Origin of the sequence: Barnesiella sp. WM24 (genome assembly GCF_004570975.1) — a bacterium.
In the GTDB taxonomy this organism is placed as follows: Bacteria; Bacteroidota; Bacteroidia; order Bacteroidales; family Muribaculaceae; genus Muribaculum.
Genome location: NZ_SPPC01000006.1, coordinates 64,988 through 80,691, shown reverse-complemented (window position 1 = coordinate 80,691; position 15,704 = coordinate 64,988). Strand labels below are relative to the sequence as shown.

Annotated in this window: 9 protein-coding genes and 1 pseudogene; 7 read left to right on the top strand and 3 right to left on the bottom strand. The window is 51.6% G+C overall.

What is annotated here, in order from left to right:
- The first annotated feature begins 11 nt into the window (after positions 1-11).
- Both E4T81_RS07710 and queG read left to right on the top strand, forming a co-directional pair.
- Entirely contained in the window at positions 12-635 is a 624-nt protein-coding gene (locus E4T81_RS07710; RefSeq protein WP_135043074.1) for a polysaccharide deacetylase family protein, read from the top strand.
- Positions 610-1,527, top strand: a complete 918-nt coding sequence (gene queG, locus E4T81_RS07705; RefSeq protein ID WP_167761777.1) for a tRNA epoxyqueuosine(34) reductase QueG — start codon at positions 610-612, stop codon at positions 1,525-1,527. Before E4T81_RS07710 ends, queG begins: the two co-directional genes overlap by 26 nt.
- Here the strand turns inward: queG and pfkA are convergent.
- Positions 1,519-2,499 carry a 6-phosphofructokinase gene (pfkA, locus tag E4T81_RS07700; protein WP_135043070.1) on the bottom strand — a complete coding sequence of 327 codons (981 nt, stop codon included), beginning with the start codon at positions 2,497-2,499 and terminating at the stop codon, positions 1,519-1,521. The two genes, queG and pfkA, sit on opposite strands and share 9 nt — an antisense overlap.
- A 301-nt stretch (positions 2,500-2,800) precedes the next feature.
- Positions 2,801-3,832: pseudogene (gene recA, locus E4T81_RS07695) on the bottom strand (recombinase RecA); the annotation flags it as partial.
- Between the two features lie 739 nt (positions 3,833-4,571).
- On the opposite strand from recA, the gene E4T81_RS07690 reads away from it, so the two are divergent.
- Positions 4,572-6,407, top strand: a complete 1,836-nt coding sequence (locus E4T81_RS07690; RefSeq protein WP_135043066.1) for a choice-of-anchor J domain-containing protein — start codon at positions 4,572-4,574, stop codon at positions 6,405-6,407.
- 694 nt (positions 6,408-7,101) lie between these two features.
- On the opposite strand, the gene carB is transcribed toward E4T81_RS07690, so the two are convergent.
- A complete protein-coding gene (gene carB / locus E4T81_RS07685) occupies positions 7,102-10,302 on the bottom strand; it encodes a carbamoyl-phosphate synthase (glutamine-hydrolyzing) large subunit (RefSeq protein ID WP_135043064.1) in 3,201 nt (1,066 codons plus the stop codon).
- Between the two features lie 330 nt (positions 10,303-10,632).
- On the opposite strand from carB, the gene E4T81_RS07680 reads away from it, so the two are divergent.
- The 4 genes from E4T81_RS07680 to E4T81_RS07665 all read left to right on the top strand — a co-directional run bounded on the left by E4T81_RS07680 (position 10,633) and on the right by E4T81_RS07665 (position 15,692).
- On the top strand, positions 10,633-12,072 hold the full coding sequence (locus E4T81_RS07680) for an ammonium transporter (protein WP_135043063.1): 1,440 nt from the start codon (positions 10,633-10,635) through the stop codon (positions 12,070-12,072).
- 104 nt (positions 12,073-12,176) lie between these two features.
- Positions 12,177-12,890 (top strand): SAM-dependent methyltransferase, encoded by a 714-nt coding sequence (locus E4T81_RS07675; protein WP_135043061.1) that lies wholly within the window; start codon positions 12,177-12,179, stop codon positions 12,888-12,890.
- Between the two features lie 2 nt (positions 12,891-12,892).
- On the top strand, positions 12,893-13,954 hold the full coding sequence (locus tag E4T81_RS07670) for an MBL fold metallo-hydrolase (RefSeq protein ID WP_135043059.1): 1,062 nt from the start codon (positions 12,893-12,895) through the stop codon (positions 13,952-13,954).
- A 184-nt stretch (positions 13,955-14,138) separates the two neighbouring features.
- Entirely contained in the window at positions 14,139-15,692 is a 1,554-nt protein-coding gene (locus E4T81_RS07665) for a YifB family Mg chelatase-like AAA ATPase (protein ID WP_135043057.1), read from the top strand.
- Positions 15,693-15,704 lie beyond the last annotated feature (12 nt).

The following is a 15,704-nucleotide window of genomic DNA, read 5'->3' as shown; positions in this document are numbered from 1 at the left end:
CTTTGTGAGCCATGTTCAAGTTTATCGAGCAGCCGCCGCTTCTGTACCGCATCCTCTTTCCGGAGGGGGTGTGGCGCATCAAGCGCAAGCGTCGCAAGATTGTTTATCTTACCTTTGACGACGGTCCGATTCCGGAGGTGACGCCGTGGGTGCTTGACATGCTTGACCACTATGGCATAAAGGCTACATTCTTTCTTGTAGGCGATAATGTGAGGCGTCATCCCGAATTGCTTGAGGAAATCAAAAAACGCGGTCACAGCTGGGGCAACCACACAATGAATCATCTCCAGGGATTCAAGGAGCGCTCCCATATCTACCTGCGTAACATCAAGGAGGCTGACGACCTTATCGACAGTCCGCTATACCGCCCGCCCCACGGCATCATGAGATGGGGGCAGGCAAAGGTGATAAAGGATCATTTCAACATAATAATGTATGACCTTGTCACCCGTGACTACTCTAAAAAGCTTAACGGAGAGCAGGTGCTTAACAACGTGAAGCGCTTCGCCCGCAACGGTTCTATAATAGTGTTTCACGACTCCCTGAAGGCTGAACGCAATCTTCGTTATGCTCTCCCGCGTGCTATCGAATGGCTTAAACAGGAGGGATATGAGTTTGCTCCCGTCGACATGTAGTGAAGAGCTGCGCGAGGCGGCGTCGCGTCTCGGCGTGTCGCGACTCGGGATTGCCTCTGTCCATGATGTGGATGAAGAGCAGCTTAAAAGATATGAAGAGTGGATTGCGGAGGGATGTCACGGCGAGATGTCTTATCTTGACCGCTATCATGACGTGAGGCGTAATCCCGGTGGCTTGCTTCCGGGCGCGGCATCGGTGATTGTGTGTGCGTTCAATTATTTTCCCGCCCTGTTTCAGCGTGGCGATGTGCCGCAGTTTGCCTATTATTCTTACGGTAAGGATTACCATGAGGTGGTGCGTGACCGCCTGCGTAAGCTCGCGTGCCATATAGAGGAGCTTTATGGCGGAGAGACACGCGTGTGTGTGGACACGGCACCTATCCCGGAGCGTTACTGGGCGGTAGAGGCGGGACTCGGCTTCCGCGGAGTAAACTCACAGCTGATAATTCCCGGCATGGGGTCTTATTTCTTTCTCGGAGAGATACTGACCACTGCCGGTTTTGCCCCTGACGCGCGTTTTAAGGGCGATTGCGGCTCTTGCGGGGCGTGTGTGAGGTCTTGCCCCGGAAGCGCGATAAAGGACGGTAAAATCGATGCCAGACGCTGTCTTTCTTATCTTACTATCGAATATCGCGGAGAGTCATTGCCGGAGGGGACCTCTCTTGGCAATCATCTTTACGGTTGCGATGTGTGTCAGCAGGTGTGTCCCCATAACCGCGCGTGTGTCCCGACGGATATTGAGGAGTTTGCCCCTTCTGAAGGTTTTCTTTCGCTTGACCGGGATTCAATCGCCGGGCTTACACCGGAAAAATTTAGTGCGCTTTTCCGACATTCAGCGGTAAAGCGCACTAAACTAAAAGGACTTATGCGTAATCTTGATTATTTAGATTGACAGGCGTCGCAAGGTGTTGAGAAGCTCGCGGTTGATAGGCTTGTCATTCTTGATTGCCTTTGAGAAAGGCACGTAAACTATTTCATCGTTGGATATACCGATCATCACGTTGCGCTGGTCTTCAAGCAGCGCGTCGATTGCCGCTGAGCCGAGGCGTGACGCGAGTATGCGGTCGGCTGCGGTCGGCGAGCCGCCTCGCTGCAGGTGACCGAGTATCGACACACGCACGTCGTAGCCGGGATACTCGTTTTTAACACGTTCGGCAAGCCCCATTGCCCCTCCGGTCACAGGACTTTCGGCAACAAGCACGATTGATGAGTTTTTGCTCTTGCGGAATCCGTTCTGTATAAGCTCTGCAAGCTGGTCGACCTCAGTCGATATTTCCGGGATTATAGCCGCCTCTGCGCCCGATGCGATGGCTCCGTTAAGCGCGAGGAAGCCGGCGTCGCGACCCATTACCTCGATGAAAAATAGGCGTTCGTGGCTTGTCGCGGTGTCGCGTATCTTGTCGACACATTCCATGATTGTGTTCAGTGCCGTGTCATATCCGATAGTCCTGTCGGTGCCGTAAAGGTCGTTGTCGATGGTTCCGGGGAGTCCTATGATAGGGAAATTGAACTCGGTGGCGAAAATGCGGGCACCCGTGAGCGATCCGTCACCGCCTATCACTACAAGCGCGTCAATCTCATGCTGGCGTATTGTGTCGTAGGCGAGCTGGCGACCTTCGGGAGTCTGGAATTCCTTGCAGCGCGCTGTCTTCAGGATGGTTCCGCCCATCTGGATTATATTGGATACGTTCTGTGTCTTGAACTCAACTATCTCGTTGGTGATGAGCCCGCGGTAACCGCGGTAGATACCTTTTACCTTGAATCCGCTGAAGATAGCGGAACGTGTCACCGCGCGTATCGCGGCGTTCATCCCGGGTGCGTCACCTCCGGAGGTGAGAATACCTATTGTCTTGATTTGGGACATATTGAATAGATTTTAATAAAGTGTAATACTATTACGGCAATATGCCACAAAGATAGTTAAAATCATTAATCCTGCAAATTAAATCAGTTTAATAAATGAAAACGGGGCTGACTTTTGAGCCGCCCCGTTTTTCAATATGGTCTTAATCTTCTGTTACGTCTTCGTCGATTGAGAAATCGTCGGGAAATTCGCTGTCGGAGATGTCGTCGAGTTCGTCCTCGCTGTTATCGCTGTCAGGCTTTTCATCGGCGGCTTTCTTCAGTTTCGGCTTCTTTGTGGTGCCGGCGCTGCTGTCGCCCGACTTCAGCGCTTCCATAATCTTAGCCTCAAGCTCTTCGGCGAGTTCGGGATTGTCGGCAATCATGCGCTTTGCCGCCACGCTGCCCTGGGCGAGCTTGGAGCCTTCATAGCTGAACCATGAGCCGCTTTTGTTGATGATGCCGAGTTCTGTGCCCAGGTCAAGTATCTCGCCTGCGCGTGATATGCCTTCGCCAAACATGATGTCAAACTCTGCGCGCTTGAATGGGGGCGCCACCTTGTTTTTAACGACCTTTACCTTGGCATGGCGTCCGAGCACATCGTCACCATCCTTGATTGATGTGGCGGCACGGATGTCGACTCTCACCGAAGCATAAAATTTCAGTGCGTTACCGCCTGTGGTGGTTTCCGACGGTCCAAACATCACGCCTATCTTGTCGCGGAGCTGGTTGATGAATATGCAGCAGGTGTTGGTGCGCGAGATGCTTCCTGTGAGCTTACGCATCGCCTGTGACATAAGTCGCGCCTGAAGACCCACGTTGCGGTCGCCCATGTCGCCGTCAATCTCGCTTTTGGGCGTAAGTGCTGCCACTGAGTCGACTACGATTATATCGATTGCCGATGAGCGTATGAGCTGTTCTGCTATTTCAAGAGCCTGCTCGCCGTTGTCGGGCTGCGCGATAAGCAGGTTGTCGACGTCAACACCAAGCTTTTCGGCATAAAAACGGTCAAAGGCGTGTTCAGCGTCGATAATCGCCGCGATGCCGCCGCGTTTCTGTGCCTCCGCTATCGCGTGGATGGCAAGTGTAGTCTTACCAGAAGACTCGGGTCCATATATCTCGGTGATTCTGCCGCGAGGATATCCGCCGACACCGAGTGCATAGTTAAGGCTTATCGAGCCGGTAGGGATTACCTCGATGTCCTCGACGCGGTCGTCGCCGAGCTTCATAATGGCACCCCTGCCATAATTCTTTTCAATCTTTGCCATAGCCTGGGCAAGAGCCTCATTCTTGGCAGCCTTGGGGTCAGCGGGAGCCGCACCCTTCTTTATGGTGGTTTTCTTTGGTTTTTCCATGATTGTGACTGTTTTAATGTTTAGTGCAAAGATAACTCGGAATCGGTGCAGATTTATCGCCCAATCAAGTTAAAAAACAATAAATACCCGATCCCGTCCCCACGGAGTGCGGGAACGCGGGCGACCTTCCAGTCGCCCCTACAGCTACGCGGTACGGGCTACGCGGTATATCAATGATACGGTACCACGTGATTTACAGGTGTCTATTTGTATAAATACATTACAGCTACGCGGTATATCAATGATACGGCACCACGTGATTTACAGGAGTTTATTTATAGCGATACATTACAAGCAATGTAGGGGCGAGTGGAAGCTCGCCCGCGTTTCATCCGCCGTGTCCGCACCGTGCGCGGTTTTTGATTATGGTGTGCATCCTCCGATAGGTTTGTGTAAGGCGGGCGACCTTCCAGTCGCCCCTACAGCTACGCGGTACGGGCTATGCGGTATGTCAATGATATGGCACCCCGTGATTTGCAGGTGTTTATTTATAGCGATACATTACAAGCAATGTAGGGGCGAGTGGAAGCTCGCCCGCGTTTCATCCGCCGTGTCCGCGTTGCCTCAGCAGAGTCCGCACCGCCGTGTCCACACCGCCTTGTCCGCACCGTGTGTCTCCGTTTTAATGTTTTGAATTGGTCTGTGATTGATTGCAAATTGCTTAAACTTGCTATTTGAATGTGAAAATTTGCATTAATTTATTAATTTTGTGATTGTATAATTTCTTATTTTGTATAACATGAACAGATTTCACTATTTTATTGCATTGGTAATTTTGGCATGCACGTCGTTGACCGTCTCTGCGGTGAATGATGTAGAGCGCCTGAAGTCACGCTCAGAGTTGAAAAAGGCTTTAGCTGAAAAAGTGACTAAGCAGAGGCATATGGCGCCTGTCTCCAGGGTTTCTGAAGCTGTTGTTGAGCTCCCGTGGTTTGAGAACTTTGAAGATGAATCGACATTTGATTCGTTTACTGTAATTGACAGCAATGATGACTTTGTATCATGGGAATGGTCTGATGGAGTTGCCCAATATTTTTCTCTGTTTGCCGATGATGTAGCCGATGACTGGCTGATTACACCCGGTTTCAGAATGGAAGCCGATAAAAATTATGAAATTTCGTTCAGGGCGAGAAGTTTTGATGAATCGTCGCCTGAAGAGTTTAGCGCATGGCTCGGCGCATCTCCTGACGCAGAATCCATGACTATTGAGGTGGTTGAAAAAACTGTTGTGGCTCAGTATAACGCTCTTGATTTTAATGTGACGGTAAAAGTCCCGGTTGACGGAGTTTACTACCTCGGTATTCATTGCACGTCAGACCCGACAGATGGCTTTGAGCTTGACATTGATGATATTAGCGTCAAGGAGGGAGCTGTAGAGGCGGCTCCTGATGCAGTGACCGATCTTGCTATTGTCGCTGATCCTGAAGGCGCATTAAAAGCAACTATTTCATTCAGTACTCCGGTTTTGACTACTGCCGGCACATCGCTCTCTTCACTTTCAAAAGTTGAGATATATCGTGATGATACAAATCTAATTAAAACCTTTGAAAATCCCGGCGTGGGAGAGGAGTTGATTTATGTGGATGAAAACCCTTCCAACGGAGACAATCACTATACGGTTATTCCTTACAATGAGACCGGTGCGGGGAAATCTACAAAACTCAGTCTCTTTGTCGGTGAAGACATTCCTTCTGTACCGCAGAATATCACATTGAGCGTTGTCGCCTCTGATGTAATAATCACCTGGGAGGATCTGCCTCTCGGATGGAACGGTCATTATGTAAACACGTCAAATCTTCGATATGATATATGGGAATCGGTTGATGGCATAAATCTTGTAGAAGTTGCCAAAGGAGTGGAAGGCAACAGTTATACAATCGCAGGTCGTGCAGAACAAGGTGTGCAGCGGCAGTACATATATGTCATGCGTGCTGTGTCGAGCGCCGGTGAAGGCTCTCGCGGACATTCCAATAGCGTGATTCTCGGAAAGTCTCTTGACCTTCCTTTTGAGGAATCTTTTGCTGAACGGCAATTGCACTCATCCTGGTTCCTTAGCTCGAAAGACACGAAAGCTTCTGCCGTGACCGATATGGAAAATCATGATGGCGACGGAGGTTCAATTAAAATATCCGGACAGGCGGATGGAGTCGACATAGACCTGTATTCAAGCAAGATATGGCTAAAAGACGTGCCTGAGGTACATTTATATTTCTGGTATCGTTTACCTGCCGGAGCAAAACTTAGTGTAGGGCTCGCCAAGGATTTCAATGACATCAAGATTGTGGAGGTTGAAGCTTCCGATGAGTGGAAGGCTGCGCATATTGACCTCACCGGCGTGGCTGACATGGATTATGCCCAGATAATATTCCGTCATGTCGCCGGAACGAGCCCGTGTTACATAGACAATATTACCTTGTCGTCTAAAACTCTTGGCATGGATAACGTAAGTTGCTCAAGCGACAAAACTGTCCTGGAGCGTTATAATGTCGACGGAATGAAAGTCGGTGAAGATTACAGCGGTATAGTTATTGAGCGACTTAGCGACGGTTCTGTTGTCAAAAGAGTTTCGCGCTAAGTTGATTGCCCGTTGTCCGGTTTGCGTAAGTCGGGCGACCTTCCAGTCGCCCCTACAGCTACGCGGTGCTGGCTACGCGGTATATCAATGATACGGCACCCCGTGATTTACAGGCGGTTATTTAAAGAAATACATTACAAGCAATGTAGGGGCGAGTGGAAGCTCGCCCGCGTTGCATACGCCGTGTCCGCACCGTGCGCGGTTTTGGTTTATGGAGTGCAGCCCCAAATGGGGTATGATTTGGTGTAAAGCGGGCGACCTTCCAGTCGCCCCTACAGCTACGCGGTATATCAATGATACGGCACCCCGTGATTTACAGGTATTTATTTGTAGAAACCCATTACAAGCAATGTAGGGGCGAGTGGAAGCTCGCCCGCGTTTCATCCGCCGCGTCCGCACCGTGCGCGGTTTTGGATTATGGTGTGCATCCCCAAATGGGGTATGGTTTGGTGTAAGGCGGGCGACCTTCCAGTCGCCCCTACAGCTACGCGATGCGGGCTACGCGGTGCACCACGTGATTTACAGGTTTTTATTTATAGGGATACATTACAAACAATGTAGGGGCGAGTGGAAGCTCGCCCGCGTTTCATCCGCTGTGTCCGCGTTTCATCCGCCGAGTCCGTGCATCGTTATTGGAAAAAGAAAAGGAGCTGCGTCAGATGGCGCAGCTCCTTGGTTATTCTGGTAAAAGGGATTAGTATTCTTTCCAGGGGGTGATGCCGAGTTTCTCGACCGGCTTGTTGATAAACGCTTTTACAAATGCGCCTGCAAGGCGTGCGTTGGTCAGCAAGGGTATGTTGTGGTCGATAGCCCAGCGGCGTATGCGGTAGCCGTTGGTAAGCTCGCGCTTGGTATGGTTCTTCGGGATGTTTATCACCAGGTCGACTGCGTGGGTGGAAATGAGGTCGAGCACATTTTCTCCCTCTTCGTCGGGCCAGCACACGGGATGTGCCTCTACGCCGTTGTTGTTCAGGAACTTTGCAGTGCCTTCGGTGGCATATATCTTGTAGCCGTTGTCGGCAAGCAGGCGGCAGGCGTCAAGCATGTCGACCTTTCCGCGTACATCGCCCGAGCTTACAAGCACCGCGCCCTGAGGCACATGGTGTCCTACTGAAATCATGGCGTTGAGAAGCGCTTCGTCGAAGTCTTTTCCGAGGCAGCCTACCTCACCGGTCGATGACATGTCTACGCCGAGCACGGGGTCGGCCTTGTGAAGGCGGGCAAATGAGAATTGCGATGCCTTGATGCCGATGTAGTCGATGTCAAATGTCGATGTGTCTACTTTCTCCACTTTTTCGCCGAGCATGATGCGTGTGGCGGTCTCGATGAAGTTTTTCTTCAGAACCTTGCTGACAAACGGGAATGAGCGTGACGCGCGGAGGTTACACTCGATTACCTTCACGTCATTGTCTTTAGCGAGATACTGGATGTTAAACGGACCCGAGATATTGAGCTCCTTGGCTATCTTGGCGCTGATGCGCTTGATGCGGCGTGCGGTAGCCATGTAGATTTTCTGTGCGGGGAACACGAGGGTGGCGTCGCCGGAGTGTACGCCGGCATATTCGATATGCTCGGAGATGGCATACTCGACAATCTCGCCGTTGCGTGCCACTGCGTCAAACTCTATCTCTTTGGCGTTCTGAAGGAATTCGGAAACGACAACGGGGTATTCTTTTGACACCTTTGCCGCCTGTGCAAGGAAGCGGTGCATCTGGTCGTAGTCGTAACATACGTTCATCGCCGCGCCTGAAAGCACGTAGCTGGGGCGGATAAGCACGGGGAATCCCACTTCGTCGATGAAGCTGTCGATTTCAGCTTCGGTGGTGAGCTCTTTCCATCGGGGCTGGTCGATGCCGAGCTGGTCGAGCATCGCCGAGAACTTGTGGCGGTTTTCAGCGCGGTCGATTGACACCGGTGAAGTGCCGAGCACAGGCACGTGACGGCGGTAGAGCTTCATGGCGAGATTGTTGGGAATCTGTCCGCCCACGCTCACGATGACGCCGCGCGGGGTCTCCAGGTCGATGATGTCCATCACGCGCTCGAAGCTGAGCTCGTCGAAATAGAGACGGTCACACATGTCATAGTCAGTCGACACTGTCTCCGGGTTGTAGTTAATCATAATCGACTTGTAGCCAAGCTTGCGGCAGGTGTTGGCGGCGTTGACCGAACACCAGTCAAACTCAACCGAGCTACCGATACGGTAGGCTCCCGAACCAAGCACGACGATATTGTTGCCCGCGTTCATGTCATAGCGGATGGCGTTTTCATCGGCGCCGTAGGTCACATAAAGATAGTTGGTGAGGTCGGGGTATTCCGATGCCACTGTATTTATGCGGCGCACACAGGGCAATACGCCGAGCTGCTTGCGGTGGGCGCGGACACGCAGGTTTTCCGCCTCCATGTTGCCGGCGGGGTTTTCTACGAAGCGCGCTATCTGGAAGTCGGAGAATCCGAGGCGTTTTGCTTCTTTAAGCACATCGGCGGGCATATCCTCGATTTTGTCATACTGTGATATGACCGACTTGTATTTCACGATGTTTTCAAGACGCTCTATAAACCACTTGTCGATTTTTGTCAGCTCCTCGATGCGGTCAACGGTGTAACCCTCTTCAAGAGCCTGGGCTATTGCGAAGACGCGCAGGTCGGTCGGGTGGGAGAGGGCGTAGTCAAGGTCGTCAAATTTCAGGTCGTTGTTGCCTACGAAACCGTGCATTCCCTGACCTATCATGCGGAGTCCTTTCTGGATGATTTCCTCAAATGACTTTCCGATTGACATGATTTCGCCCACTGACTTCATGGATGAGCCTATCTCGCGGTCGACACCTACAAATTTTGTAAGGTCCCAGCGCGGTATCTTGACTATCATGTAGTCGACAGAGGGAGCTACATATGCCGAGTTGGGAGTGCCCATCTCGCCTATCTGGTCGAGAGTATAGCCGAGAGCGAGCTTGGCGGCGACAAATGCGAGGGGATAGCCCGACGCCTTTGACGCGAGAGCCGACGAGCGGCTGAGACGCGCGTTTATCTCGATGATGCGGTAGTCATTGGTGGCGGCGTTGAATGCATACTGGATGTTACACTCGCCGACGATGCCGATATGGCGCACGACACGAGTGGCTATGTCTTCGAGCATCTTTATCTGTTCGGGAGAGAGCGACACGATCGGCGCCACTACGATTGACTCGCCGGTGTGGATGCCGAGCGGGTCAAAATTTTCCATCGGCACTACTGTGAAGCAGTGGTCGTTGGCATCACGGATTACCTCAAATTCAATCTCTTTCCATCCCTTGAGCGACTCCTCGACAAGTATCTGCTTGGAGTAGGCGAGGGCGCTTTCACAGTGGCGGCGGAATTCCTCGTCGTTAGTGCAGATTCCTGAACCGAGACCGCCGAGGGCGTAGCCCGAGCGCACCATTACCGGGAAGCCGATACGGTGGGCTACTTCTATGGCGTCGTCGATTGACTCCACTGCCTGCGACACCGGGGTCTTGACCTCGATTTCATTGAGCTTCTTTACGAAGAGGTCGCGGTCCTCGGTGATCATGATCGCCTCAACCGAAGTGCCGAGTACCTTTACTCCATATTTTTCAAGGGTGCCGTTAAGATAAAGTTCTGTACCGCAGTTGAGCGCTGTCTGACCGCCAAATGCGAGCAGGATGCCGTCGGGGCGTTCTTTCTTTATCACCTCTTCTACAAAGTAGGGGGTGATAGGGAGGAAATAGACCTGATCGGCAACGCCTTCCGATGTCTGGATGGTTGCGATATTGGGGTTGATTAACACTGTCGAGATGCCTTCCTCGCGCATAGCCTTGAGCGCCTGTGAGCCCGAGTAGTCAAATTCGCCCGCTTGCCCTATTTTGAGGGCTCCGGAACCGAGTAACAAAACCTTTTTCATATAATATACCGTGATGATGATATTTTAGCTACAAAATTACGTCATTTCCATCGCACCTACAAGCGATAAGTCAAAATAATCTGTTGTTTCGGCTGTCGGTGACAGCCGTGGGCGGGATATTGCTGTCATTATGCGGCAAAATTATTTTTGTTAAAAGAAAATTGTCTTAAAATTTGGAAAATTAATTTCTTTTGTCTTAATTTGCGGTCAATATAATTGCTTTTTGCTTGATGTTATTTGAATATCGTGTCACTTTGTTATCAGATGTACCGGTGTGATTAACATTTGCAGCGGGCTTGTTGATATTTATTTTAAATCGATATAGGAATTATGATTATTAAAGGTAGAAAGGTAAGTTACGGATGGCTTGTGACATTTGTCATCATAGCGGTCGTGAGTGTTTTAGGTTTGTTTACCGGCAGAGATGGTGGTCTGGCATTGTTTAATATGCCAAACGATCATCTTTTTGCCAATGTGGCGTGGATGATTACCGCTACGATTTTCGTTTTGATGATGACTCCGGGTCTGTCGTTTTTCTATGGCGGCATGGTGAGGGTTAAAAATGTCATTTCCACTATGCTGCAGAGTTTCATCGTGATGGGATTTGTGAGTGTCATCTGGGTTGTGTTTGGTTTCGGGCTTGCGTTTGGCGACGATATCGCCCATGTGATAGGCAATCCTGTGGATTTCTTTATGTTTGACAATGTAGGCGTGGGCAATGTCACTGATGCCGGCAACCCGTCGCAGATAGGCATGGCGACCACTACTATCCCTCTTGCGCTGTTTGCATTGTTTCAGATGAAATTTGCCATCATTACGCCGTCGCTTATCACCGGATCTTTTGCGGAGCGTGTCCGCTTCTCCGGCTATCTTCTTTTCATGGTGCTGTGGGTGGTGCTTGTCTACTGTCCGCTTGCCCATTGCACCTGGCATCCCGAGGGGCTCTTCGGCATGATGCATGTCCATGACTATGCCGGGGGCATAGTGGTCCATGCGGCTTCCGGTATCGCCGCTCTCGCCGGAGCGTGGTTTCTCGGCAGGCGCACTCCCTCACAGGAGGCGGCAAAGCCGGCAAATGTGCCTTTCGTGCTTCTCGGCGCGGCCCTGCTGTGGCTGGGATGGTTTGGGTTTAACGGTGGAAGCTCGCTCGCTGCCGACGGTATAGCTGTGTCGGCGTTTCTCAACACCAATACCGCCGCCGCTACGGCTATGGTGACATGGGTGGCGTTTGACGCGCTCCGCGGTCACAAACCCTCGGCGATGGGGGCGGCTATCGGTGCGGTCATCGGGCTTGTCGCTATTACACCCTGCGCGGGATGGGTCACTGTAGGGCAGAGTGTGTTCATCGCTTTTGTCATCACTATCTGCTGTAATGTCGCGGTAGCCTGGAAGGGTTACGGACAGATGCTTGACGATGCCCTTGACGTGTTTCCCACCCACGGTCTCGGAGGCATCATCGGCACTGTGCTTACCGGTATATTCGCCTACGACTTTTTCGCTCAGGATGGAGCTATGGAGATTTCACGCACAGAGTTTTTCTGGAACCACATTCTCGTGCTCTTGATGGTGTTTGTTTATACATTTGCAGTCAGTTACTTCCTTTATTGGCTGACCAACAAGATAATACCGTTGCGCGTGTCGCGTCATAGCGAGGAGATAGGTCTTGACCTGTCGCAACACGGCGAGGAATACGGCGTCGAGGCGGGTACCGGCATAGCCGAGGATGCTCCCTCGGTCGACGACTGGTTTCGCGGCATGGAGCAGAGCTGACGGCACGCTGACGGCCTCCAGGCGGTTTTTTACAAATATTAATAATGTATTTTGGCAGGAAATGGGTAACTTTGTAAATGTTTGCGCCCAAGCATTGCGACATTATGAAAGAAAAAGTACCCTGCATCTACCTTATACCCGTTACGTTGTCGGGCGGAGCTCCTGAAAAGGTGCTTCCGTCCTACAATCTTGAAATAATAAGGTCGCTTGGCTATTTTGTGGTCGAGAATCTGCGGTCGGCAAGGCGCTTCCTGAAGAGTTGCGACAGGTCAATCGTGATTGACGACCTTAAATTTGCCGAGCTTAACGAGCACACTCCGCCCGAAGAGGTCGCCGGACTGCTGCGTCCCGCCGAGGAAGGCTATGACATAGGAGTGATTTCTGAGGCAGGGTGTCCGGCTGTCGCCGATCCCGGCGCCGACCTTGTTGCCGTCGCGCAGAGAAAGGGTTACAGGATTGTGCCGCTTGTGGGCCCGTCGAGCATTCTCATGTCACTGATGGGGTCGGGGTTCAACGGGCAGAATTTTGCTTTCAACGGTTATCTGCCTGTCGACAAGGATGCGCGCGCAGCCAAACTGAAGGAGATGGAGCGGCGCATACGCCACGAAAATCAGACCCAGATTTTCATAGAGACCCCTTATCGAAACAACCGGCTTATCGCCGAGCTTGCAAAGTCGCTCCCGTCATCGATGGCGCTGTGTGTGGCTTCCGATATTACGGGTGATAAGGAGAGCATCATCACCCGTCAGTTGTCATGGTGGGCAAAGGCGCATTATGACTACGACAAGACACCGACAATATTTCTCTTATATAAGTAACGATGGCACGACGCGTACGACATAACCCACTTGATGACAGCCCCGGTCTCTTTGACGAGGTGGAGGGACGCGTGGCGCCTTCCCCCGGATTGCTGCCCTCTCATCCAGAAATAGAGGGATATGTGAAGAGGGTGAGGCTTGCCGGAGGGATGTCGGGGCTACGTGGCGTGACCGGGGAGATGCCTCTGGGCCCTATTGTGGTGAAGCCTGTGCCAAACAAAATCAGGTTCATGTCATTCGGCAGCGGAAGCAGCGGCAACTGTTCCTATATCGGCGACTCTAAATCAGGGTTTCTGATTGACGCGGGAGTCGACCCGAAGAATGTGGCAGCCGGGCTTGCCGCTTATAAGATACCGATGGAGAGCGTGAAGGGTATATGTATCACCCATGACCATAGCGACCACATGAGATTTGCCTATGCGCTGTTGAAAAAATATCGCAACATGGCTCTGTATTGCACTCCGCGTGCCCTTAACGGGATGTTGAGGCGTCATAATGTGTCGCGTCGTCTTAAAGATTATCAGGTCAACATTTACAAAGAGATACCTTTCACCATTGACAATTTCACGATCACGGCATTTGAGGTGATGCACGACGGCACCGATAATGTAGGCTTCTATGTGCAGCATGATGACAGGGCGTTTTCTGTCGCCACTGACCTCGGATGTATATCGGAGCGTGCCGACTATTATATGAGGCGTGCCGACTATATTATGATCGAGAGCAATTATGACCTGAACATGCTGAGGTTTGGTCCTTATCCGGAATATCTGAAGGCGCGTATCCGCAATGTCAACGGTCATCTCGACAATAAGGTCACGGCACGGTATCTTGCCGATATATATACGGAGCGCCTGCGTTATGTGTTTTTGTGTCATCTCAGCCATGACAACAATACCCCCGAGACTGCGCTTGCCGAGTCGCGGATGTCGCTTGAGGAAAAGGGGCTGAAGGTGGGTACGGGCAGTAATCTGCCTTCCGACGCGGAGTGTCATGTGCAGCTTGTCGCTCTGCCGCGTTTTGACTGTTCGCCATTGTATATATTTCGTCCTGCCGAGAAATGATGCTTCGCGTGAAGTGCTTTTTTCAGGGTTTGTAGTGAGGCGGGAGATAAGTTGACAAAAAAAATATGGAAATACGACCGTATTAGAAGACCTTTGTCTCTGCGGGTCTAAATAATTGTGATAATGTAATCAATTATTCGGAAAAAAGGTCTATTTTTGCAGAAGTAGCAATTACTTGTTTATCATGCTTATTAAGACATTTGGTGCCGCAGTGCAAGGTATTGATGCCATAACGGTGACGATAGAGGTGACCGTGGAACTTGGTGCGTCGTTTAACCTCGTAGGGCTTCCTGACGCTGCTGTCAAGGAGAGTTATCAGAGGGTGAGAAGTGCGGTCAAGCAGTCGGGATTTGAATTTCCGCGTCATGCCGTGGTGGTCAATATGTCGCCTGCCGATGTCAGGAAGGAAGGTGCTGCCTACGATTTGCCGATAAGTCTTGCGATTCTTGCTGCATCACGTCAGATTGATGCGGCGACACTCGGTGATTACATGATTATGGGCGAACTGTCGCTCGACGGGTCGGTGCTTCCTATCAAAGGAGTGCTGCCGATGGCTATCGCCGCCCGCAGTCTCGGCTTCAAAGGCATGATTGTGCCGAAGGCTAACGAGACCGAAGCCGCTGTCGTCAATAATATAGAGGTGTATGGGGTGAGCTCGTTAAGCGAGGTCGTCGGTTTTTTCAATGGCGGGGTGAATCTGTCGCCTGTGGTTGTCAATACGCGGGAAGAGTTTGGTAAGGCTGTTGACTGCTTTGATTTTGACTTCTCAGAGGTAAAGGGGCAGGAAAATGTCAAGCGGGCCTTTGAGGTCGCATGTGCCGGAGGACACAATATACTTCTCGTCGGTGCGCCCGGTTCAGGCAAGTCCATGATGGCGAAGAGGCTGCCGTCGATAATGCCGCCCCTTACACTCCAGGAGGCGCTTGAGACCACCAAGATTCACTCTGTGGCAGGAAAACTGAAGGGTGGAGCAAAGCTTATGACAAGCCGTCCGTTCCGCTCTCCCCATCACACGATTTCTCCCGTGGCGCTTGTCGGCGGGGGAGGTAACCCTATGCCCGGTGAAATATCGCTTGCCCATAACGGAGTGCTTTTTCTTGATGAGTTTCCGGAATTTCCGCGCACAGTGCTGGAAGTGATGAGGCAGCCGCTTGAAGACCGTCATATCAGTATCTCTCGGGCAAGATACTCGATTGATTATCCGGCGGGATTTATGCTTGTCGCGTCGATGAATCCGTGTCCGTGTGGCTATTACAATCATCCGTCCAAGGAGTGTACATGTATGCCCGGGCAGGTGAATAAGTATCTCAGCCGTATATCGGGTCCATTGATGGACCGCATTGACCTGCAGGTGGAGATTATGCCGGTGCCGTTTGAGGAATTGTCGTCAATGAAAAGCGGTGAGAGCAGTGCCGCCATACGCGAGCGAGTGGTTAAGGCACGCGCGCTGCAGACAGCGCGTTTTGCCGGTGAGCGCGACATCCATTGCAATGCTCAGATGAACTCGCGTCTGCTGTCGGTCCATGCCCGTCTTGACAAGGAGTGCATGAAGTTGCTGGAATATGCCATGAAACGCTTTGACATGTCGGCAAGGGCATATGACCGTATACTCAAGGTGGCCCGCACCATTGCCGACCTTGCCGGCGAGGAGTCGATCATGCCCGCTCATGTAAGCGAGGCAATCTCTTATCGCAACCTCGACCGGTCGACATGGGGCACCACCGCCGCCAAAATCTAATCCTTACTGTCT

Excerpts from the sequence above, each read along its gene's own strand:
- carB (WP_135043064.1), bottom strand. The coding sequence starts at position 10,302 with ATGAAAAAGGTTTTGTTACTCGGTTCCGGAGCCCTCAAAATAGGGCAA.
- pfkA (WP_135043070.1), bottom strand. The coding sequence starts at position 2,499 with ATGTCCCAAATCAAGACAATAGGTATTCTCACCTCCGGAGGTGACGCA.
- E4T81_RS07680 (WP_135043063.1), top strand. The coding sequence starts at position 10,633 with ATGATTATTAAAGGTAGAAAGGTAAGTTACGGATGGCTTGTGACATTT.
- E4T81_RS07670 (WP_135043059.1), top strand. The coding sequence starts at position 12,893 with ATGGCACGACGCGTACGACATAACCCACTTGATGACAGCCCCGGTCTC.
- E4T81_RS07710 (WP_135043074.1), top strand. The coding sequence starts at position 12 with ATGTTCAAGTTTATCGAGCAGCCGCCGCTTCTGTACCGCATCCTCTTT.
- E4T81_RS07665 (WP_135043057.1), top strand. The coding sequence starts at position 14,139 with ATGCTTATTAAGACATTTGGTGCCGCAGTGCAAGGTATTGATGCCATA.
- E4T81_RS07675 (WP_135043061.1), top strand. The coding sequence starts at position 12,177 with ATGAAAGAAAAAGTACCCTGCATCTACCTTATACCCGTTACGTTGTCG.
- E4T81_RS07690 (WP_135043066.1), top strand. The coding sequence starts at position 4,572 with ATGAACAGATTTCACTATTTTATTGCATTGGTAATTTTGGCATGCACG.
- queG (WP_167761777.1), top strand. The coding sequence starts at position 610 with ATGAGTTTGCTCCCGTCGACATGTAGTGAAGAGCTGCGCGAGGCGGCG.